The sequence below is a fragment of the Echinicola shivajiensis genome (genome assembly GCF_018642165.1).
Classification (GTDB): domain Bacteria; phylum Bacteroidota; class Bacteroidia; order Cytophagales; family Cyclobacteriaceae; genus Echinicola; species Echinicola shivajiensis.
On the sequence record NZ_JAHHZM010000003.1, the window covers coordinates 272,299 to 296,870 of the forward strand.

Consider the following 24,572-nt stretch of genomic DNA (forward strand, 5'->3'; position numbering starts at 1 on the left):
GTTATTTGCATTGAAATAAAATAATGTAATGGTTACTATTTCTTAGGAATAGAAAGTTATAAAATTTTGGAACTTATTTTTTTTGCTTTTTTTTTTGTTTAGTTTCAGCCTTATAATTAACAATAGTTTCATTTTCTATTTGTCTTCGAAGACTTCAAAAAGAATAGATTTATTTCAGTGAAATGAAAAATGAAATAAACCCAGCTTAGAAAGAATGAATGAGAAGTTGAATGTAGTAGAAGAAAAAGGCGTAACCACTGTCCATTTGTTGAATAAAGATTATCAACAGATGGATGATTCGGCTATTTGGGCGGCATTCAAATCAGGCAACGAATCTGCATTTATTTTTATTTATGAACGTTTTTTTGATTCCTTATTTGAATTTGGAAGTCTATTCTGCAGAAACGAAAATATGGTCAAGGATGCCGTTCAGGACTTGTTTATTGAAATAAGAAAGAGCCGTTCAAAATTGGGAGATACCAACAATATTAAGTTTTATCTTTTTAAGTCTTTGAAAAGAAGGGTACTAAAGGAACAGAAAACAGGTTTTTATAAATTGTTGGATCTAAAAAATGACTATTCTTTTTCCGTCGAATTTTCTCCTGAGCAATTGATCATTGATAAACAGATCAGTCAGGAGATGGTGGAGAAATTAAACCTGTCCATTCAACGCTTGTCTCCACGTAAAAGGGAGATCATTTATTATTTTTATTATGAGGGGCTTTCCTATCAGGAAATAAAAGAGATCATGGGTTTTACCAATATTAAATCTGCCCGAAATCTTCTTTATAATGCCCTGGAGTTTTTAAAGGGTTCACTTGGATAAGGGATGTTTGTTGAAATGTACTTCTTTCTCTATGGTTTCCTCTAAAAAGAGATGAAACTAGATATGTATATCCACTATGATGTAAGTAACCAAGAATCCATTGTTGAAGTGGTCGTAAAACTGTCTAACACCAGATTGACCTGAGGTCTGAAGACCGAAGTGGTTGATATTTTAATTAAAACTATTTTTTCGATTCGTTTTTAATCTTAACGGGCACAATTGAGGATATAAATAACAATGAACCTCAAGTGACTCAATTTTATCGTTAATAGGTGAATTTTTTTTTATAAAAAACAGCTTAAATAGGTGTTTAAGGGCCTGTTCTATTATGTGTTTATTTTTTTTATAAAAAATCACGAAAAAATAGATGTCATTTTGAACATTTCTGTCTTATACAGATATAGGACAGAAAATTATTTAAATGCGTCAATTAACCGAAATTTTATCTAATCCTGAGTTTGTTCGATGGGTAAAACAACCTGATCCGGAATTGGATTTGTATTGGTCCAATTGGATGAAGGCTAACCCTACACAAGTGGAGGATTTAAAAATGGCCAGGGAGATTGTATTAGGGATAAATTTTGAAAAGAAATCAGCGGATCCGGCGATCAAAGATGAGGTGCTTCAACATGTGTTGAGTGCGGAATCCACTTCAGCGGTGGCTAGTGGTACTTTTGGCTCAGGTTCCGAGGGTTCAGGTATCTCAATATGGTTCAAATCCCAACAAGGTTATAGGGTGGCAGCCATTATTTTCTTGGTACTGACTTTTTCTTTTATTTTCAGTTGGTTTATTCCACAGGAAGAGGCAGATCTGCCGGTGATCGCTATGGTGGAAAAAGTGACCAAGAAAGGTGAGCGCCTCAATTTTCGCTTGCCTGATGGTTCCATGGTGTGGTTGAATAGTGATAGTAAATTAAGCTATCCAGCACAATTCACTAATGAGGAGCGCGCATTATCCTTAAAAGGAGAAGCATTTTTTGAAGTGGAACATAATCCTGAAAAGCCCTTTAGGGTGACTTCTTCAAATTTGGTGACCACAGCACTGGGAACTTCATTTAATATCAATAACTACCACGAGGATGTGAAAGTGGCTTTGCTTACAGGAAAAGTAGAAGTAGAGAACCTGGATGATAAATCCAAGGATTTATTGGTTCCAGGAGAATTGCTTTCCTACTCTAATGATACCCAAAGCACGATTATCGAGGGATTTGATAAGGTCAATGTGATGGACTGGAAGGAAGGTGTTCTTGCATTTAACCAATCAGATTTTGATGAAGTAATTGAATCATTGGAAAGTTGGTATGCAGTGGATTTTGAAGTTGAAGGTAGGCCTGCTCGGAAATGGGATATTTCGATCAATTTTGATAATGCAAGTTTAGAACAAGTACTCTTAAGAATCTCCTATATAGAAAAATTTGAATATGAAATAAAAGGCAAAAGTATAACCATCAAATTTTAATCAAATGATAAACCCTTATGATAACAGTTCCTAAAATAAAGCACCGGTCTATCCGGTAGAAAAAAGTCTGATGAATAACTATGTGCTGCATTGGGGAATGGAAAGCACTTGCTACCCATCAGACTGTATTAAATTATTAATAATCTAACGCTTTAAAATTATGAAATTAAAACTACAAAAGACAATTTATATGTTGTCCAAATACTTCATTTATGGGTTTGTAGTTCAATTGATGTTTTTAAATTTGGTCATGGCCTCTGAGGTGAGTGCCCAATATAAGAGCATCGATGAAGTCCAATTAACAGTCCCAAATAGAACCCTTAGCATTAATAAATTTATCGAATTCGTGGAAACCAATACGGATTTCCAATTTGCATTTGATAAAAAAGACATCGACCGCAATCAAAAATTACATTTTGAGAGAAAATCAGACTCCTTGGAAGGGTTTTTACGACAAATGGCTGGACAAGCCTCTGTTTCATTTCGTCAGGTAAATAATGGAATAGATGTCAAGAAGGTGGAGAAAAATGTAATACCGGTAATGCCGGCTGAAAACAAAAAAATTTCAGGAACAATTTTAGATGAAGCTGGCGATCCTATTCCGGGGGCAACCATCCAGGTTAAAGGTACCACTATAGGAACGGCTGCCGATTTGGATGGACATTTTCAACTGGATGTACCTGAAGGATCAGTTGTGATAGTTTCATTTGTTGGTTTCGTTAGCCAACAAATAGAGGTCGGAAACCAATCGATATTGAGTATTGTCCTTAAGGAGGATACTGCACAATTGGATGAGGTAGTTGTCGTGGGGTATGGTACCCAGAAAAAAGCAAACCTAACAGGTTCAGTTGCCTCAGTGGGGGATGAATTGTTAAACAAAAGAAAAATAGCGAATCCTTCTTCCATGTTGCAAGGTGTGCTTCCAGGATTGCAAGTGGTGCAAAATTCTGGCGCGCCGAGTGGCGGAAATGTTTCTTTGTTGGTGAGGGGATTTGGTACTTTCAGTGGTGCTGGTGTAAGCCCATTAGTAGTGATAGATGGTATTCCTGGCAGCTTATCAGGAATCAACCCAAATGATATTGAAACAGTAACCTTGTTGAAAGATGCGGCATCTGCAGCTATTTATGGGTCCAGAGCAGCAAACGGTGTGATTTTGGTGACCACCAAACAAGGTAAGGAAGGCAAGATGTCCCTTACTTATGATGTGAATATTGGTCGTCATACGCCAACTACCTTACCAGATTTAATATATAATTCCGCTGAATATATGGAGCTTTATAATGAAGCTGCCATGAATTCTTCCGGTGCATCTCCCATCTATACGAGTGATGAAATCAATGCGTATAAAAACTCCAACGACGAGTCTGCCTATCCTAATTTCAACTGGCTTGACTTTATGGTGAACCCTGCTTATGTGCAAAATCACCATCTTAGTTTGAATGGAGGAAATGAAAAAACTACCTATAATATTGGGCTGGGTTATATAGACCAGCCAGGTACTATTGAGCCTTTTGAATATGATAAGTATAATCTACGTTTGAACATCGCTTCCCAAGCGACTGAGAGAATTAAAATAGGTGTCAATACGAGTTTTGGTTATGATGTGACCGATAATGTCCCAGATGATATGTATAGCATGATTTTATCCTCTGGTCCTACTTATGCTCCCACACTTCCCGATGGAAGATATGCAAGGAATGCTTATGAAAAGGAAGTAAATGGTAACCGTTTTCAGACCAACCCATATGCCATGTCCCGTGAAAAACTCGCGAGGAAGAAAGGCCTACAGCTTCAGACTAATGCCTATATGGATGTGAAAATTATGGATGGTCTTAACTGGCGTGTGAAAGGTGGTTTGAATATAAACAATTCGAAGACCAAGACTTTTGATGGGCAATTTGAAGCCTATAATTACCATTCAGGCAAATTGTCGAAAATTGAGAATACCAATTCGCTGGATATCAGTGCCTTCAATGATCTATACCCAGTGCTTTATTCACACCTTACCTATGATAAGGTTTTTGGGGACCATAGTGTAAGAGTACTAGGAGGATACCAAATGGAGTCCTATAAGTATGAAACGTTGGGCTTGGGTAGAAAATCCTATTTCACCAATACCGCTCAAGAGATTGATGCTGGACCGGCTGCAACTCAATATACCTCAGGTAACTCGGAAGAATGGTCTATGCTATCTTGGTTTGGTCGTTTAAACTATGCTTTCAATGATAAATATTTGTTGGAAGCTAATTTAAGGGCGGATGGTTCATCCAGGTTTGCAGAAGGGAACAAATGGGGGTATTTTCCATCTTTCTCCTTGGGATGGAGACTGAGTCAAGAAGGGTTCTTGCAGGATGTTGATTGGATGTCTGATCTTAAGCTTAGAGGTTCTCATGGAGTTTTAGGTAACCAGGATATTGGGTATTATCCATATCAAAGTGTACTTAGTATAGGTCCTAATAACGAATTTATGTATGGGGTTTATCCATTTAATGGAAATGTCGTAACAGCAGTCTCGCCGTCATCATTGGTCAATAAGGATATCAGATGGGAAACCACCTCTGTAACCAATATTGGATTTGATATGGGATTGTTCAACGATAAGTTGACGATGAACTTTGATTGGTTTAACAAGGTAACCGATGATATTTTGAGAAGGGCGCAAATACCGGCCTACTTGGGGCTAAATGCTCCTATTATCAATGATGGTACACTAAAAAACACTGGTTTTGAAGTGGCAGTTAATTATAGAAACATTATAGGAGAGGTGTTCTATACGGTAGGCGGTAATGTGCAGACCTTTAAAAATGAATTGGTGAAGTTTGGTGAAAGAGAAATTGGTGATGTAACGATCAATGAAGAAGGATATCCCTATAATGACTGGTTCATGTGGGAATGGGATGGTATTTTCCAAACAGAAGATGAAATTGAAAATTCTGCTACCCAATCTCCAGAACCGCAACCAGGTGATTTGAAATACAAGGACCAAAATGGAGATGGGGTTATTGACCAAGACGATAGGGTCCATATTTCCGGATCTTTCCCTAAGTTTACCTATAACTTCAACTTTAGTTTGGAATATAAGAACTTTGATTTTGCAGCAAGGTTTTATGGTTCTCAGGGAGGCAAGAAGTTCTTGAACTTTCAAGGAGCTTCACCTTTTTATAAAGGAACGCCTCCAACTGTTGATTGGAGAAATCGTTGGACGCCTGAAAACCCTAGCAATGAAATGCCTCGAATATATGCTGGGGAAGATCATTCCCAGATATTTAATTCAAAATCTACTTATTATTTAAAGGATGTGTCTTATTTGAGACTTCAAAACATACAGATCGGGTATACATTGCCAAAAGATCTTTTGGAGAGAGTAGGCCTAAGTAATTTGAGGGTCTATTATGCAGGTGACAACATATTGACATTCAGTAAGCTGGATGGTTTTGATCCAGAGAGGGTAAGTAATATTGGCACCATGGCCAATTATCCTCAAAACAAAATCCATTCATTAGGTTTAACTGTGAACTTTTAAATTACTAGGAGATGAAAGTGAATATTAAAAATATAATAAGTGGCTTTGCCTTGGTGGGCATGTTAGGGTTGAATTCATGTAGTGATTTTCTTGAAAAGAATCCGTTATCAGCAGTGTCTACAGAAACGTTTTGGAGAAATCAAAGTGACGCTGAGAATGCCTTGGCAGGGGTTTATCAAACCTTGGTAACCAGCCATTGGACCATTGGTTTTGGGGGACTCAGAACCCAAATTGATGGATTGAGTGATGATGGTTATGGCAATGCCAGTTGGCCAGATGCATTTAATGTTCCGCAGTCAGGTGATATTACATCCACCACAGGTGGGGTGGTAAGAAAATATTATACCATTCCTTACCAAGGTATTGCTGCTTGTAATGATTTCTTGAAAAATGTGGATAGAGTTCCCGAATTTGATCAAGCAGTAAAGGAACAATTTATCGCAGAGGTTCGATTTATCAGGGCTTGGCATTATGCTACTTTGGTACAGATGTTTGGAGGTGTGATCATCGTTCCTGAAGATATTGATCTGAATGATGCTTTACTACCTAGAAGTTCCAAGGAAGAGACAGTAGAGTATATTCTAAGTGATTTGGATTATGCAATCGATAAATTGGAAGATGTGGCTTATGAAGGTAGAGCCGTGAAAGGTTCTGCAAGAGGCTTGAAAATGAGGGTGCTTTTATACAATGAGAGATGGAGTGAAGCAGCTCAGGTAGGTAAGGATATCATGAATTCAGGATTGTTCTCGATAAGCAGTGATTGGGCAGGTATTTTTGATGGTACCGATCAGGCGGGCAATCCAGAGATTATGTTCTCTATTGTTTTTCAAGCACCTACTATGCGTCATGAGTTTGACAGGATGTATGGTGATTGGGGATCTTGTGCTCCATTGATGGATTTGGTAGATGAATTTGAATGTTTGGATGGTAAGCGTATAGATGAATCACCGCTGTACGATCCAGCAAACCCTTATATCAATAGGGATCCGCGAATGGAATTGACAGTGGTTCATGTCGGTGAAAATAGACCTTACTATAATATTCCATTGGAATCAGGGGAAAAGCCGACCGATCATCTTTGGCAGAAAGGCTTGTTTTTGGATCAGGCCCCACCATCAGGTGCGACCAATGCTGATCAGGACATTGTGTTGATCAGGTATGCAGATGTCTTGCTAATGTATGCAGAAGCTATGAATGAGGCTAATGGACCTAGTCAAGAAATCATTGATGCTATCAACCTTGTAAGGCAAAGACCTGGAATAGACATGCCAGCCCTCGAAAATAACTTCGACAAAGCCAGCTTAAGAGAGCAGATTAGACATGAGAGAAGGGTAGAGCTAGCAGGTGAAGGTTTGAGGTTTTTCGATATAAAGAGATGGAATATTGCTCATGAAGTAGTCCCTGACCAGCTTGTGCCAGGCTCTGTGACGGAATCTACTCCTGATGGTGTTAATCGAGTATTTGCTCAAAAGCAGTATTTGTGGCCTATTCCTCAAAGTGAAATTGATCAGAATCCGTTATTGGAGCAGAATCCAGGGTATTAATACCTATTTAACCTATAAACCAAGCCCCCGATTGTCAATCGGGGGCTTTTTTTTTCTGAAAGTCTCGTTTTTATGCCCCATAATTATCCCAGGATATCAGGTTTGGCTAAAGTATTTCTTGAGAGAAAAATTTTTTCTACGTGCTCTATGGCAACAGCTGTGGGTGCTTAGCGTCTGATGTCAGTTTTATGTACGGGGTATATGTCCACCAAAAAAAAGACGACCTTTTTTTAATTGGACGCTAATGTTTTAAAGTAATACAAGTCTTTTATTCGGTATTCGATTTCTAATAATATAAGTTCCATCAAATTTCTCTTTTAAACAAGTGATGCTCGCTTCTATTATAACTTTCATGCCTGTGGGTGAATTCCCTCTATTCATGAAAGTTTTATGGGGTTGAGCTAATTAGTCGTGTGTTAAAACGTAAGTTAATAATTGTGTTTTATTTCGTTGTGTATATATTTTATTTTGAAATCTTGTATTATTGTGTAACTTTATGGTTGCTTGTACCTAAAGTTTTCATAATGTTGATATGAAAGGCTCTAAAGATCTTAGTCACCTTATTTATTTAATTTCCCAAGAGGATTGTGAAAAATCCTTTCGTGAGTTTTATGATATTTTTTTTCCACAATTATTTCAGACTAGCCTTTATTATGTAAAAAATAATTTTGTAGCTGAAGAAGTGGTGAGTGAACTATTTGTAAAGCTTTGGGTGAAAAGGAGCAGTTTGATAAAAATAAGAGAAATCAAAGCTTATCTTTTCATATGTGCGAAGAGATTATCACTTAATTATCTCAGAAATAAAAAAGAGAACCCCCTTTATTTAAATGATATCGATATTGAGGTTTGTGTAAATTTAAAAACCCCTGAGGATAATTTGTTAAGCGAGGAAGAGTTATTTAAAATCAGAAACGCCATTGATAATCTACCAGAAAAATGCAGGCTGGTGTTTTTGTTAGTGAAGGAAAGGGGAATGAAATATAAGCACGTGGCGACGATTTTAGGCATATCAGAGAAAATGGTTGAAAAACATATTTCTACGGCATTGAAAAAACTGAGGATGGAATTATCCGTCTCTACATATAATAGTAGCTCCATACCGAATATTGTAAAATCCTTGGTAGGTTTTTTATTGTTGGTCTTATCGTGATTAAACCAATTTGATTTGTTATTCCATATTGTTGATAATTAAGAGAATTTTTGGTCATTTAATTTTTTTATCGGTTTATCAGCAGTTGTGCCAGTAGATATTAGCCTTCTAAATATTCCTTAATAAACAAGGATCTCTTAGAGATGGTAATTTAATCTTGCTTGACAGTCACTAAGATCCGTGGTATCTCCGCCATGGATGCAGAGGCTGTAAGAAATAAGTTAGCTGGAGTGAAAGTGGATAATCATATTTATGAAATAGTCTCATTGGTAAAATACTGCTGAACAGTTAAATACGGATTTTTAAATTGGAGATTTTGCTGATTGATAGCAGGAAAAATAAAATTTTTAAATTTTTCTAAAAAAATCTATGGTCTGAGGTAGGGTGTTGAAAGGTAATTGTGTCTTTATCCCCAAATACCGGATTATTGATTGTTTTGAAAAATGAATAACAAAGAGATTTTTGATATTATAGGAAAAGCACTTTCCAATGAGGCCAACGAACAAGAACTGTTGGAGCTTCATAGATGGTTAAGTGAAAGTGAGGAGAATGCCCGAACTTTTGAGCAGGTGAAACTGCTATGGAAACACACCTATATCCAAGAGAATGTTTCGAATGCTGATAGGGTATTTAGAAAAATACAAGAGAAGAAAGATTTTTTGGGGAAGTATAACCGTGAAGAGGCTACTGAAAAGAAGACGTTACACTTCCGAAGGACAAGAAATTATACCAACCTTTCTATTGCAGCAGCAGTGGTCCTGGTATTACTAATGGCCATACCTGTTTACTATAACCTAAATAAAGCGGTAGAAAATCAAGAGGTCAATAGAACCCTTACGGTCAAAGAAAATGGTAGGGGGCAAAAATCAAAAATCACCTTGTCAGATGGAACAATTGTTTGGCTTAATGCCAATAGCAAGCTTTCCTATATCAATGGTTTTACTGATTCCTTAAGGGAAGTACATCTTGAGGGGGAGGCTTATTTTGACGTTGCTAAAAATGCGAAGAAGCCTTTTGTGGTCCATACGGGGCAATTAAAAACCACGGTAGTAGGAACAGAATTCAATTTGCGGAATTATGCTGAGGATAGTATTCCAAGCCTGTTTTTGACAGAGGGTAAAGTGAATTATCAATATGATATGACAGGAAATTACAAGGGAATTCTGACGCCCGGAAATGGGGTGAAATGGGATTCTTCCACAAATGGCATAAGCGAATTTAAAGATGATGCGGTTAACTGGGCTTCTTGGAAGGATGGCATATTGCTATTCAATGATATCGACTTTATGTCTGCATTAAAGGAATGTCAACGCTGGTATGATGTTGATTTTATTGTTAAAGGAACGCCTCCAAGTGACTGGAAATTTACGGGAAAATTTAAGAATGCCTATTTGGAAAGTGTGCTGAATAGCATGCAATATGGAAAAGCATTCAATTACACGATTGATGGAAAAAATATAGAAATCACTATAAACTAAAAGCCTATGAAAAAAATCGGCAATACAAATGTATTGCCAACCCCAAAATTGCTGATAGCCTCCCCGTGGAAATGGTCGCTATCAAAACTATTTGTTAATTCTAAATGCAAAATTAATGAAAAAAATAATTTTACTTAAACATTGTGGATGGATTAAATTGGTTTTGGGCACTTTGCTTGTTCAAATCCTTTTATTTGGAAATCAAGCAGCATTTGCGAGTGGTCAAGAAGATAAATCCATAGAAGAAGTTTTTATTACACTAGAAAAAAACACCAATACGCTCAGACAAATCATTAAATTAATTGAGCGGGAAACTGATTTTTCCTTTAGCTATTACAAAAATGAAATTGACCTGGAAAGTGTAATAATCTCTCCAGAAAAGAAGGTTTCAGTTTATCAATTATTGCAAGAAGCCTCTAGGCAGCAGCCATTAGCCTTTAGGCAGGTGGACAGGTTTATCAATATCAAACCGAAACCAGTGAAGGAAATCACATCTACCAAAAGTGCCTTTGCCATTTCAGTTAGTGGAGTGGTAACTTCTGCGGATACTGGGGAGACTCTTCCAGGAGTAAATGTGCAAGTAGTAGGTACCAATAAAGGCACTGTGACTGATTTGGATGGTAAATATACCATTGATGTGGAAAACAGTGCTGCCATTTTGGAGTTTAGCTATATCGGCTTTGAAAACATGCGGGCAAATGTAGGCAACAGGACCCAAATAGATGTGGCCTTAGTAGAATCTGCAACAGGATTAGAAGAGGTAGTCGTGGTAGGCTATGGTACCCAGAAGAAAGTCAATTTAACGGGTTCCATTGCCTCCGTTAAGACTGATGATATTGTGGATGTTCCCTTGGCCAACCTATCCAATGGTATTGCAGGTAGGGCGCCAGGTGTACAAGTGGTGGGAACATCGGGCCTTGCAGGAGCGAGTTCATCTATCCGTATCAGGGGAAGTGATGATGAGCCGCTTTATGTGATTAATGGCGTGATTCGTAGTAAAGCTGAATTTGACGCATTGAATCCCAATGAAGTTGAAAACATCAGCTTTTTGAAAGATGCGGCCAGTGCCGCCATATATGGGTCGAGTGCAGGTAATGGAGTCGTGTTGGTGACCACCAAAGGAGGTAGCAACCAAAAGCCAGTATTTGAATATAAAGGGAACTATTCATCATCAAAATCTACCCGTCCAATTCAGGATTATTCAGCTCAGGATGAATTGAGGTTTAATAATAATGTAGCCATTTCCAAAGGCCTTCCCGAACCGTATGGTGAGGAGGTGATGAATTATTTTTCTGATAAGTCATATAGTATTAATGATTTGATATGGCAGACGCCTACTGTTCAAGAACATAACTTAAGTGTTAGAGGTGGTTCAGAAGAGGTGAACTATTATGTAATGATGGGCTACCACACAGAAGAAGGGTCCTATAAAAACCTGGGCTATGATCGATATAATTTTCGTTCTGATATTTCAGCTAAAATTACGGAACGATTAAAGATGAGCCTGAATATCAGTGGTAATCAAAGGGATTATAACAGATGGTACTGGCCTTATGATGGTGCAGAAGATTTTAATGTAGGCGATTTTTATAGAGCCACATTTAACTGGACCAGGTTATATCCTTTTTATGTGGATGAGGCGGGAAATCCCACCAATAATCCCAACGATATTCCGGTTAAAACTTCAGGCGGTTGGCATCCACCACAGTTGATGTTGAATGAAGGTGGTTATAGAGATACCCGTTATCGTACATTGGACGGAATCTTAAAACTGGACTTGGACTTAGGTGATTTTGTAGAGGGTTTGAGTACCAGTGTTCAGGGGAATATCAATGCCTATGATAGGAATATGAAGTCTTTTGTGGTGCACAATAAGTATTATATTTTCCAATCAGCAAGTGCAACTAATAAGTTTATTCCTGGCCCAGTCAATTTTAACCAAATGGGCAGCCATAACCTGAGTTCCGGATATGAAAATATCCAGGAAAATATTACCCTTTCCAATGCCTATCAGTTTAACTGGTTCCTGAATTATCAGCGTAGCTTTGGGAATCATGATATAAGTGCACTGGCAGTTTATGAGCAAGCTGGGTCAAAAAGTAAATATATCAATGGAAGAGCTGAGGATTTACTTTCAACTACCATAGATCAAATTTATAATACTTCTTCAGATACAGAGAGACGTTGGTTTTCTGGTTCGGAAGGTGAATTTGCAAGGGCTTCCTGGATAGGTAGGGCCAATTACAAGTTTGCACAGAAGTACATCGCTGAATTTTCATTCAGGTATGATGGAAACTATAAGTTTGCACCGGGAAAAAGATGGGGCTTTTTTCCATCAGGGTCCTTGGCCTGGAGATTGAGTGAGGAAGAATTTATGAAAGACCTTTCCATTTTTGATGATTTGAAACTCCGCGCTTCTTATGGTACTACCGGTAGTGATAGTGGAATAGGAGCTTGGAGATGGGGACAAGTTTACCAAAAGACGGGTGGTTATGTGTTTGGCAGTTCTCTTTATGATGGTCTTGTACCCGGGGCTGTTCCAAATCCGGATATTACTTGGTCAACTATCTCTATGTGGAATGCGGGACTTGAATTTGGCTTGTTCAATAACAGATTGGTAGGTGATTTTGATGTTTGGGGAAAAACAGAAAGTGATATTTTGGGAACTAGGCTGGGAACCACTCCAACCACTTATGGCGCCAGCTTGCCAGCTGTAAATTATGCGGAAAGGTCCTGGAAGGGTCTTGAAATCAATTTGGATTGGAGAAACCGTATTGGAGAGCTGGAGTACAGTATCTATGGTAATATGGGCTATGCCAGGGACCAATGGGATATCTTAGATGAACCAGAATCCTTTACGGATGGAACTTATGAAGGCAATTGGAGGAGCAGTATAGGCCATCCAGACGATAGAATCAGCGGTTATATTTCCAAAGGAATCATCAGAACGCAGGAACAGTTGGATGCCTTACCAGAAGGGTTTACCCAATTCGGTAGAGAGCCAGTTTTGGGAACCATACTGTTTGAAGATATCAGAGGAGCCAATTACAGCGAAGGCGCAGATGGAAAAATTGATGGAAACGATCAAACTATTTTAAGTGATAATGCCAAGCCAAGGATAAATTATGGTTTGGGTTTTAGAGGTGAATGGAAAGGATTTTCCCTAAATGTACACTTCCAAGGAGTAGGAGCTTATGACAGAATGATCAGCACCAGGAACGGGGGCGGAGTTTTCCAAGTGGGTGATAGACCCTATTTTGAACTTTGGTCTCAGGATGAATACTGGACTCCTGAAAACACAGATGCCAAATATCCAAGAGTCGCAGGGGTGTGGATGCAACCAGAGTATGGTGGTGGCCCGTCTACTTTCTGGATGAGAAATGGTGCCTATTTGAGGCTAAAGAACCTCAATTTGGGTTATGCCTTGCCGCAAAAATGGTTCAGTAAACTTGGAATTAATAAAGTACAACTTTATGGAAATGCCACCAATTTGTTCGTGATCACAGATCTTAAAGAACATGATCCTGAACAGGCCACTTTGGACTCTTATCCGCTGATGAAAACTTTCACTGGTGGTCTTACTGTACAGTTTTAAAACCTGAAATCAGAAAATCATGACAAATAGAAAATATAACATCTGGATATATAAAGCATTTGCTTTGATGCTAAGCTTAGGCCTAGTATTATCTTCCTGTGATAATGTGTTGGATGAAGTGGACGATCTGAGTAATTATCCAGGTCAGGGGACGTTTGATGATGTACAAACGGTAAATGCGTACTTATCGGCCTTGTATGGTAGCGCCTTTGGAGGCTGGCCTTTGAATGAAGGAAACAGGGCTGATGAAAGTGGTGGAATCATAGCCCCTGACTGGATTACCGAAAACAACGGAACCATGAAGTTTTGGCCTTATGATATTGTAAGACGTGTAAATATCATGCTCCAGGAACTTCCTGAGGGAGGAATTCCCGCAGAAGATCAAGGAGAGCTAATTGCACAAGCTAAATTTATTCGTGCTTACCTTTATTTTAAAATGGTGTACTACCATGGTGGTGTTCCGATTATTACCGTGCCGCAGCAATTGATTGATGATTTGGAAGTTACGAGAAACAGTACAGCTGAATGTTTTGATTTTATCATCAAAGATCTTGATGAAGCCATTAGTAATCTTCCAGTAAAATATTCAGGGGATGATTTTGGAAGAATTGATCAAGCCACAGCTAGGTCCTTCAAAGGCAAGGTATTATTGTACAAAGCTTCTCCACAATTTAACCCGTCCAATCCTTATGATAATAGCCATTGGCAAGATGCCTATCAGGCCAATTTATCTGCAAAGGAGTTTTTGGATGCCAATGGTTATGGATTGTTAGATAATTATACCGATGTATTTGAAACTTCTGATCATAAGGAAAATATATTTTCCGTGGTTTATGTGGATCCTATCAAGACCAATGGCAGAAGGGAAGATGCAGTAAGACCGCTTTCCGAATCCAAAAATGCCACAGGTGGTGATCAACCAATTTGGGCGCTTGCCGAGTCCTTCCCAATGAAAGATGGGAAAATGCCAGGAGACCCAAGCTCAGCGTATACTTATGATGTCCAAAATTTCTGGGAAAACAGAGATCCTAGGTTTGAAGCTACGATTGTTTGGAATGGCGCACATTATCCTTTGAGTGGCAAAACGGACAGAAGGCAATATACTATGACTAATATCGCCTTGTCGGTGGATGCCTTTGGTTATATTATCCAAGGAGAATCTTCTTACAGAACTGGCCTATATTGTAGGAAAGGTATCATGGAAGAGCTTCCTCCTGAATTGGTGAATATCAATGATGTGGACTGGCCTGAAATGAGGTATGCAGAAATATTGTTCAACTTCGCCGAGGCGGCCAATGAAACAGGCCATCCCAATGAGGCTATCCAAGTACTAAAGGATATCCGCGCAAGGGCAGGTATAGAAGCTGGAAACGATGGTATGTATGGCTTGTCTCCAGCCATGTCGAGAGAAGAAATCAGAGAAGCGATTCTTCATGAAAAGTACATCGAGATGGCCTTCGAAGGTCAGCGTTTTTGGGATCTAAGAAGGCACAGAATGCTGGATAGATTGGATGGGATGCACAAATATGGTGTGATGGCTTTGGAAGTCAATGGCAGAACTTATGATCAGGTTACACCTGAAGATGTTGCAGCAGCCAATAATAATACCCTATTGCCTGGTGATTTTAATTATGAAGTGGTGGAATTAATTACTACTGGCCCTAAGGAAATGAGCATGCCAGAAAAGTATTATTTCTTTCCTATACAGTTGAATCATCTTGATAGAAACCCAAATTTGGAGCAAAATCAAGGTTGGGAAGGTGGCACCTTTGATCCAACCCTATAAATAAAACAAAAGCACTCATGTGGCATTGATGTTTTTTTCAATGCTGCATGAGTTTTTATTTTTTTTCAATCCATAAACACCCAATACATGAAAACCTTCTTCAAAGTATCTTGGTTGATGCTGCTCTTTATTTATGCCTGCTCTGAAAAAAACGTCATTATTGAGTCTGAGGGACTCTTAATTGAACTCAATGATAAAGGTGAATTGGTGTCACTCAGGAAGCCAAATTCTGATACGGAATATTTAAGCGGGGCAGAAAAATCACCCGTATTAAGCTTGGGCATAAATGGGCAGGAATATATGCCGCAATCTGCCGAGATTGATAAGGAAGCAGGCCTGATACAGCTTGGCTTTGATGAGCTTGGAGTAAATGCAAATATTTTGTTTGAAGAAAAAGGCAGTTATGTCAATTTTGAATTAAAGGAGATATCTGGTGATAAATCTGTGGATTATGTTGTTTGGGGACCTTATAAAACCAATTTGTCCAAGCGGATTGGTGAAACTGTTGGGGTGGTTCAAGGTGATGATTATGCACTTGGCATTCAAGCCTTGAATATTAGAACATTGGGAGGTTATCCCACTAATGAAGATGACACTGAGCCTGCTTACGATATTTTTGCCTCCAATGATTTGGTGGATGTGTCTGACAGTATAAAAGTACTCTACAGGGGACAGACTGCCCGAAAGATGGATTATGGCAGTAAGCTTCAGGCCTATGCCAGATATAGGGGGGAGGCCAAGGTGATTCCTGTTTGGGGACATGAAAAATACCAAGTACCAGCTTATGATGATGAAGGGGTTATAGGGTCTAAAATAGCTCTTTTTGGAAGCCAGCCGGATAAGGCATTGAACATTATTGGAGAAATAGAGCAAGAAGAGGGCTTGCCTCATCCAAAAATCAATGGGGAATGGATCAAGACCAATCCTGAGGCGACTTCCTCTTATTTAATCATGTCTTTTGGGGAAGGAAATATTGAGGAGGCATTGGACTTGACAAAGCAAGCAGGCCTTAAGTATTTGTACCATGGAGGCCCTTTTGAAAACTGGGGACATTTTAAGCTACATGAAAAGTCTTTTCCAGATAACTGGGAAAGTATGAAAGTATTGGTGGAAAGAGCTGAAAAAGATGGGATTCATTTGGGTGTGCACACACTATCCAATTTTATTACAACAAATGACCCTTATGTAAGCCCTGTGCCAGATGGGAGATTGGCAAAAGTAGGCTTGTCAGTATTGGTTGGGAATATAGATGAGTCCACAAAAAATATTCCTGTAGAAAGCCCTGATTTTTTTAATCAAATGAAGAACAACAATCTTCATGCTGTTCAAATTGGTGATGAACTGATTCGTTATAAAAGCGTTTCAACAGAAAAACCATGGGAACTTTTGGATTGCGAGCGTGGCGCTTTTGGGACGAAGGCTTCAGGGCATAAGGAAGGAAGCAAAGTGTCCAAATTGATGGACCATGGCTACAAAACATTCTTGGGCAATGCCGAGCTGTCAGATGAAATGGCTATCCGGATCGCTGATTTTTGTAATACTACAGGCATTAAACAAATTTCTTTTGATGGCTTGGAAGGGAACTGGGCCAGCGGTATGGGGCAGTATTCCCGCCAACTATTTGTCAATAAATGGTATCAGCATCTTAAGCCTGAGTTAAGGGGGGAAATCATTAATGACGCCAGTAATCCAGGTCATTATTTCTGGCATATTTTCACCAGGATGAACTGGGGAGAACCTTGGTATGCAGGTTTTAGGGAAAGCCAGACCCAATACCGTTTGATGAACCAGGATTATTTTGACAGGAACTTAATGCCCAATATGCTGGGGTGGTTCTCGCTTTCATCAGGAACCAGTATTATGGATGCTGAATGGCTGTTGGCTCGGGCAGCAGGATTTGACGCTGGGTTTGGTTTATCCACTTCATTTCAGGCCATTAAGGAAAATGGTAAATCAAGTGAGATTTTGAATAAGATTTCGATTTGGGAAGAAGCAAGGCTAGCTGGAGCTTTTAATAACAAACAAAAAGAAGGGCTCAAGAATATTGACAATGAATATAGTTTAGAAAAAGTCGGGGATAACCAATGGGCGTTATCGGAGGTGTTTGCAGATATTCACCGCTTGACCCAAAAGGAGAAACAACCCGGAGAACCTGTGTTCCATTCTTTGGAATTTACCAATTCATTTGAACCACAGCCCCTTAAATTCATTATCAGTTCAGAAAAAGGTCAAGGCCCTTCTAAAATAAAAATGGAGATAGACAACTTTTCAAAGCTTGAGGTTTCGGCTGATTTGAGAGGTGGGAATATGCTGGCCTATGAAGGCGGAGACCATGCGGTTTTATATGATAAGCATTGGAATAAAATCAAAGAAATTAAACTTGATCCGACAAAGTTGGAGGTGTCCAATGGAAAACATGAAATGATTTTGGACATGAATGCGGCAAATGGGGATGAAATCAAGGTGGAGCTGATATTGAAGGGTAAAGCCGCGGTCATTAAAGGAAAATAAAAAATTAAATATTTAGAGAAATGCAAATAGGAGTTCCTCAATTAAGAATTGAGCATTTATTGGGGTTGGGATTAATGGCTTTATTTGGGCTAATTATTATTCCTGTTATGGGGCAACAAACAGAAGAATTACCCCTATATAAAAAGGCACAAGTTGAAAAAGATTGGTTGGTGGAATCCATTGATCAGACCACTCAAGTTTATCAAACGAGCAAAGGTGATTTGGTGCTGAGCAATGGCTTGGTGAGTAGGGTTTTTGATGTCCAAAAAGGTGGGGCGACCATAGGACTTGAAAACCTTATGACAGGGGAGAACTTATTGCGCTCCATAAGGCCAGAAGCGATGGTGGAGATTAATGGGCTTCAATTGCCCGTTGGGGGCATGACCGGGCAGCCTATCCATAACTATCTTTTGGATGAGTGGATTGATGATATGAAGGTGGATCCAAGAGCATTGAAACTTGAGGGGTATAAAATAGGTGCTACCGAAGCAAGGTTTGAATGGCAAAAGCGAATGGATTGGATGCCTAAGGACATGCCTTGGCCAGCACCTGGTAAGAAAATAAGCTTTGTTTATTCTGGTGATGATAAGCTTATTGATCATTTGCTGGCTGAAGGAAATAGAGACGAAGGCAGAAAGGTGCTGTTCAATGATGAGTTTCAATCCCTAGCGGACCATTGGGAAGTATATGCTTCTCCGGGAGATGAAAGAAATTCCTTTATTAATGAGGGCAAAGCTGGTGAAATAATGGCCTTGGCCAACCAAAGTGTTTCAGCCGACCTAAAAAGTCCCAATGAAGCAAGGGTGTGGATCGTAAAGGTAGATCCAGGTACAGACCAGTCAGCTAGCTGGGGAATTGGCATGGCTTTAATTGGTGAAGCAGGAAATATATTTAAGTTTAATATTCGTCCAGGAGATCAAAGTTTTGGGATTTATGATGGAAAACAAGAACGAAAATTAAAAGGATATGACCCAGGGAAGACTGTTTATTTAAGAGCTGAACAAATTCCAACTGGATTATCTTTTTCTTATTCTTATACAGGGGAAAACTTCCAAAGCCTAGAAAGTCTCAAAACTGAATCTATAAAAATATCGGAACTTAGAGTCGGTAAGATGGATCCCAAAGGAGGTTTGTCAGATTTTAATCATCCAGGCCCAAGAGGAAGGGGGCATGTGGAACAAGTGCTCATATTAGGAGAGCTGAGTCAGGAGGGACAAGAAGAACTGGCAGAAAAACTGACTTTCTTAAAAGACATTAAGGTGCTTGTCCATTATGAAATGTACGACGGGATGCCATTACTTTCTAAATGGATAGAGGTGCTGAATAAGTCCGATGAAACCGTTGTATTGGATAGTTTTAAGAGTGAAATATTGGCGCTGGTAGAGGCGGAAAGTGCTGGTGATCCTAAGGTTGAATGGATGAAACCCAATATTACTGTAGAAACAGATTATAGGTTTGGTGGCATGTCAAATGATAATTTGTATTTGAGCAGTATTGCATGGAATGAGGATCCTCTTTATAAAACACAGGTTAATTATAATTTGAAAACACCGGTATTACTGGAGGCTTATCCAAAATTAGGCCCTATGAAAACCCTAAGGCCGGGAGAAAAACTAAATAGCTTTAGAACATGGGAGCTATTGCATGACAGTTGGGACAGGGATAGAAAAGGTTTGGCCATCAAAAGGATGTATCGTTCACAGGCACCTTGGGTTACAGAAAATCCCATTATGATGCATGTGAGAAATGCGGATAATGAATCCGTGAAAAAGGCCATTGACCAATGTGCAGAAGTGGGCTTTGAATTGGTCATCATGACTTTTGGGTCTGGTTTTCAAATAGAAAATGATAGTCCGGAAAACATGAGCAGAATGAAGGAACTTGCAGACTATGCCCATTCAAAAGGAATCGCTTTGGGTGGATATTCCTTGTTGGCTAGTAGGAGTATTGATGAGGAAAATGACGTGGTGATGCCGCAAGGAAAGAGGCCAAGATTCGGGAATTCTCCATGCTTGGAAAGTGAATGGGGTATCAACTATTTCGATAAGTTATATGATTTTTATGAAAGGACGGGGCAGGATATTTTGGAACATGATGGAAGCTATCCAGGTGATGTCTGTGCCAGTCATGACCACCCAGGTCATAAGGGATTGGCCGATTCGCAGTGGAATCAGTATGAGCAGATCAGTACCTTTTATAAGTGGGCAAAAAGTAAAGGAATTTTTCTCAATGTGCCAGATCACTATTTCATGTCAGGAAGTAATAAAACAGGTATGGGATATCGGGAGACCAATTGGTCACTGCCTAGGGCACAGCAGGAAATTATAGAAAGGCAAAATATATATGATGGCACCTGGGAAAAGACTCCAAGTATGGGGTGGATGTTTGTCCCATTGGTGGAATATCATGGAGGAGGAAAAGCTGCCACCATAGAACCATTAAAGGACCATTTGCCTCATTATGAGCAAAGGCTGGCCAATTTGTTTGGTGCAGGGGTACAGGCATGTTATCGTGGACCTCAGTTATATGACAGTCCAAAAACAAAGGAAACTGTAAAGAAATGGGTTGATTTCTATAAAGAGCATAGAGAGGTATTGGATGCAGATGTGGTACATATTCGAAGACCGGACGGAAGAGATTATGATGGGCTCATGCATGTAAACCCCTTGGGTAAAGAGAAAGGCTTGATCATGCTATATAATCCCTTGAATGTTCCAGTTGTAAAAGAAATTAAGGTGGATTTATATTATACGGGTTTAAAGGGAGATGCGGAATTAACGGATAGTAATGGAAGGACTTCAATTATTGAATTGGATCGTGATTATCATATTTCCCTTCCTGTGAATATTCCTGCCAATGGGCAGCAATGGTTTGTAATTAATTAGTCATAAAATAATAGTCAAATTATGAGGGATAAGATGAGCAAAGTAAGGTTTATACTATGTTTATTTATGGCAATTGTATTTTTTCATTGTTCTCAGGCAAATGAAAAAGTCTATAGCGTTTCTAATAATAGTATTTCCAGAACTATCAAAGTGGAAAATGGCAGGTTAAAAACCTTTTCACTTCAAAACAAAAAGTCGGGAGAAAAGATACCAGTCAATACACTTTATGAATTCCAACTGAGGATTTCAGCAGGAACTGATGTTGAGGGCACTGACAGGGTCATTACTTCTGATGATTTTAAGGTAAAAAAAGTGTTGAACAAGGAAGATGATCAACTTTCCTTTCTCCTGGAGGATAAGGAAAATGGTCTAGAGGTTGAATTGAACTATACCCTAAATGAGAATGATTTCTATACCAATAAAAGTTTAAAGATCAAGTCTCAAAATCCCGTTACCATAGAAAGAGTAGATTTGGAGCTCATAGATGGTGGTGTAGTTCAGCCCTATCAGAAAAAGCTAATCACTGCCCAAGGACCGGCTCAATGGAAGCCAGGATTGGGCCAGCCATTATATGGTGCTGAAGCGCCTTATTTTTTGGGTATTGAGTTTCCCGCGAGTTATAATTATGTGGAAGATGGCAAGGCTTATTGTGGGTACCTGATTGGTAAAAGCCTAAAAGCTGGGGAATCTTACCATACGTTTCCATCAGTGATTGGGCTAGGGGATAAATTGGAGAATATTGAGAGGACTTTTCAAAAGTATATCAGTGAGAAAAGAATTAGGCCTTTGAGACTTCAGGTTCAATATAATAGCTGGTTTGATTTTGGGAGTGGAGTGGACAAGGAGAAGTTTGCAAGAAGTGTAGCTAAAGTCAATCAAGAGCTAGTGGTAGAAAGGGGAGTGCCAGCTTTAAGCGCTTATGTCATTGATGATGGATGGCAGGATGTACAAGCTGATTGGTCAGAGAAGGTTTGGAAAGTGAACAGCAAGTTTGACCAGGATTTTAAATATAGTTTTAGTCAGGTTGGCCAGGCCTCTTCCCAACTTGGTTTATGGTTGAGTCCGGGATGTCTCTTTGGTGCACAAAAGGCGGCCAAGAAACTTGGAGAGCAGGACTTTGAGTTGCTCGGAAACTGGATGAGCATGGCGGGGCCAAAGTATATGGGGCTATTGGAAAAACGAATGTTGGAGTTGACAGAAAGTGGTGTTTCCTATTTTAAACTGGATGGAGTTTTTGGCCATTTGAATATTAGGGAATTCGAATTGAATGGAGCTGGGTATGGTGTGCCGGAAATGCCTCAGCTTGGAACAGCAGGATTGAGTGCCTCAGATTCTCTCCTCAACGATCCCAAATATGATGAATTGAAAACCTATTATTTGGCTGCAGGAACAGAGCGATTGATGAAGATATTTGAAAAGCAGCATGAAATTAATCCCGAGGTCTATATAGTGATTTCAAATGGAGCCTATTTGAGTCCTTGGTGGTTGATGTATATTGACGCGGTTTGGATGATCAATGCTGGGGATGCTGCTGGTGGAAGTTCAAGGACTGAAGAATTGGTGTATAGGGATGGTGTCTATCATGATATTTGGAAAAAGGAACATACCCAGTTTCCTATGAATTCCATTTTTAACCATGAGCCTAAAAAGGTCAAAACTGGAGAAAGTGAGGAAGGCTTTATGCAATATTTATTGATGAATCTTTCCAGGGGTACCGGTTTTGTGGAATTATACTTGAAAACGCAGCAATTATCTGAAGCGGATTGGGATGTACTGGCGGATGGTTTGAAATGGGCGCATCATGCCTTTCCATATTTTGAGTCTGTGGCTATGCACGGTGGAGATCCAAAGAAGAGGGAAGCTTATGGATATACTGGCTGGAACGGAAAGGGCGGTTATATTTCCATTCATAATCCAAATAAAAATGAAGCAGTTGATTATGCCATAGATCTTAGTCCAGATTTGGTTATGATGGAAGATTCTCATAAATACGGTTTAAATATGGTGATTGGGGACATGAATGAAAACAATGTCACCTATAGTTTGGGCGATAGGTTAAGCGTAAAACTAAAGCCTGGAGAAGTGAAAATTATGGAACTTGAGCTTTTGGATTAAAAGCACCTAAATGGAAGACTGGCTTTTTTATAGAGTGCCAATTTGAATTTTTTGGACTGCCCTGCAAGGAATTGCAGGGCAGTCTTTTTTGATAGGTTAGGTGATTTGAGAATTGAATTAATTTGTGATTTTATTAAATCAAAACTTTTCGGTTACTTAGACGAATCAATTAGTTTTTAATCTAAAATCAAGTGTAATGAGTTTTTACAGATTATTAGTTTTATTTTTCTTCATTCTTTTTAATAGTCAGGTATTCGCCCAAAAAACCACTTCCCTTTTTTATCAAAATGTGAATGTTGAAGAGTTTACAGGTAGTAAATTTACATTGTCAGGGAAGGTCTTTGTTGAAAAAATCAGTCAAAATTCAGGGGTGGTTCCAGTTACTTTTAATTCATCTGGAACGGAAATCATAGGAGAGCCGGTTTTGGACCTAAGAGCTATGGATAAGTTTTTCAAGCCTAATGAATGGACAACTTTTACCTTAAATGGGAAAATTAATAAGAACAGTAAAGTGCTTGCTGTAGGCTTTATGTATTCCGGTAAGTGTGAAATTTATTTTGATGATTTGGAATTGCTTATTGATTCCAAAAAGGGAGAAGGGCAGAACCTTTTAAGTAATTCCGGATTTGAGGATAGAGAATTGTATCCTTGGTTCCTGTCTAATAAACCAAAGGAAACACAGACAAAGATTGATACGGAAAGGGTCTTCTCGGGAGACCAATCTTTTTTAATTGATAATAGTAATTTTAAGAGTTTTGAATTGGGTGAAAACTCTGAAGTAGGAAGTTTTAAGGCAATAAATGGTATAAATATTTATTATGAAATATATGGAGAGGGCAAGCCTCTGGTGCTCTTGCACGGTAACAATGAATCCATTTCTTCTTTTTCCCAACAGGTAAATGCCCTAGCAAGGGAATTTAAAGTGATTGTTCTTGATACCAGATGTCATGGCCAGTCAGGGTGTAATGAGGAGAAACTTAGTTATGAGTTATTTGCTGAGGATGTTAATGAACTATTGGAGGAATTAAATATTGATCGATCCTATATTTTGGGATGGAGTGATGGTGGAAATACAGGGCTAATTTTAGCCCACCAGTATCCTGAGCGGGTAGAAAAGTTGGCGATTATGGCCGCAGTGCTTTATAATGATGATTCTTCTATAGATAAAAAGGTAAATAGAATTCTCCAGAGAAAAATCAAAGAAATGGAATCTCAAGGAGTTTCAAAGACAGATATTAATTTACGATTAACAAAGCTTTTAATGGAGGAACCTAATTTGGATGCAAAATATTTGAATGAAATAGATTTACCAGTTTTGGTAATGGCCGGTCAAAAGGATATTGTGAAGTTTGAGCATACTCAATTGATAGCTGATAATCTACCGAATTCAAAATTAAAGATTTTCAAAAAAGCTGGGCATCAGGCACCCATAGATATCCCTGATATATTTAATGAGACGGTATTGGAATTCTTTAATGAATAAGAGAAAAATTCAATGATTTCCTTGAATTCCCTTAAAGTGTAATCTGTATATCCGCTATTGCACCAGTAAAGTTCACCCTTCAAAACATTCCCTGAAAAATGGACCAGATCTTACTGAAACGAGGAATTAAATCAGTGAAAATCTGTGGAATCCGTGAGAAATAAGGTTACTGGTGTGAAAACGGATAATCATAAAGTGTAAAATTAAAAAATCCCGA

The 24,572-nt window shown here is 38.9% G+C and carries 12 protein-coding genes; all 12 read left to right on the forward strand.

What is annotated here, in order from left to right; genetic code table 11:
- Positions 1-214: 214 nt before the first annotated feature.
- The 12 genes from KMW37_RS07845 to KMW37_RS07900 all read left to right on the forward strand — a co-directional run bounded on the left by KMW37_RS07845 (position 215) and on the right by KMW37_RS07900 (position 24,355).
- Positions 215-826, forward strand: a complete 612-nt coding sequence (locus tag KMW37_RS07845) for an RNA polymerase sigma factor (RefSeq protein WP_215224064.1) — start codon at positions 215-217, stop codon at positions 824-826.
- Between the two features lie 421 nt (positions 827-1,247).
- Entirely contained in the window at positions 1,248-2,285 is a 1,038-nt protein-coding gene (locus KMW37_RS07850) for a FecR family protein (RefSeq protein WP_215224065.1), read from the forward strand.
- Between the two features lie 160 nt (positions 2,286-2,445).
- A complete protein-coding gene (locus KMW37_RS07855) occupies positions 2,446-5,808 on the forward strand; it encodes a SusC/RagA family TonB-linked outer membrane protein (RefSeq protein ID WP_215224066.1) in 3,363 nt (1,120 codons plus the stop codon).
- 11 nt (positions 5,809-5,819) lie between these two features.
- A complete protein-coding gene (locus KMW37_RS07860; RefSeq protein WP_215224067.1) occupies positions 5,820-7,352 on the forward strand; it encodes a RagB/SusD family nutrient uptake outer membrane protein in 1,533 nt (510 codons plus the stop codon).
- A 532-nt stretch (positions 7,353-7,884) separates the two neighbouring features.
- The gene (locus KMW37_RS07865) at positions 7,885-8,502 is read left to right on the forward strand and encodes an RNA polymerase sigma factor (protein WP_215224068.1); all 618 of its coding nucleotides are present in this window, start codon (positions 7,885-7,887) and stop codon (positions 8,500-8,502) included.
- 443 nt (positions 8,503-8,945) lie between these two features.
- Complete coding sequence (locus tag KMW37_RS07870; protein ID WP_215224069.1) at positions 8,946-9,980, forward strand: FecR family protein; 1,035 nt, start codon at positions 8,946-8,948, stop codon at positions 9,978-9,980.
- Positions 9,981-10,095: 115 nt separating this feature from the next.
- A complete protein-coding gene (locus KMW37_RS07875) occupies positions 10,096-13,575 on the forward strand; it encodes a SusC/RagA family TonB-linked outer membrane protein (protein WP_215224070.1) in 3,480 nt (1,159 codons plus the stop codon).
- Positions 13,576-13,594: 19 nt separating this feature from the next.
- The gene (locus KMW37_RS07880; RefSeq protein WP_215224071.1) at positions 13,595-15,361 is read left to right on the forward strand and encodes a RagB/SusD family nutrient uptake outer membrane protein; all 1,767 of its coding nucleotides are present in this window, start codon (positions 13,595-13,597) and stop codon (positions 15,359-15,361) included.
- A gap of 87 nt (positions 15,362-15,448) precedes the next feature.
- Positions 15,449-17,872, forward strand: a complete 2,424-nt coding sequence (locus KMW37_RS07885) for a hypothetical protein (protein WP_215224072.1) — start codon at positions 15,449-15,451, stop codon at positions 17,870-17,872.
- A gap of 20 nt (positions 17,873-17,892) precedes the next feature.
- Entirely contained in the window at positions 17,893-20,757 is a 2,865-nt protein-coding gene (locus tag KMW37_RS07890; protein WP_215224073.1) for a hypothetical protein, read from the forward strand.
- A gap of 66 nt (positions 20,758-20,823) precedes the next feature.
- Positions 20,824-22,872, forward strand: a complete 2,049-nt coding sequence (locus KMW37_RS07895) for an alpha-galactosidase (RefSeq protein WP_215224074.1) — start codon at positions 20,824-20,826, stop codon at positions 22,870-22,872.
- Between the two features lie 196 nt (positions 22,873-23,068).
- Positions 23,069-24,355, forward strand: coding sequence for an alpha/beta fold hydrolase (locus KMW37_RS07900; protein ID WP_215224075.1), 1,287 nt, complete (start codon positions 23,069-23,071; stop codon positions 24,353-24,355).
- The last annotated feature ends 217 nt before the right edge of the window (positions 24,356-24,572 follow it).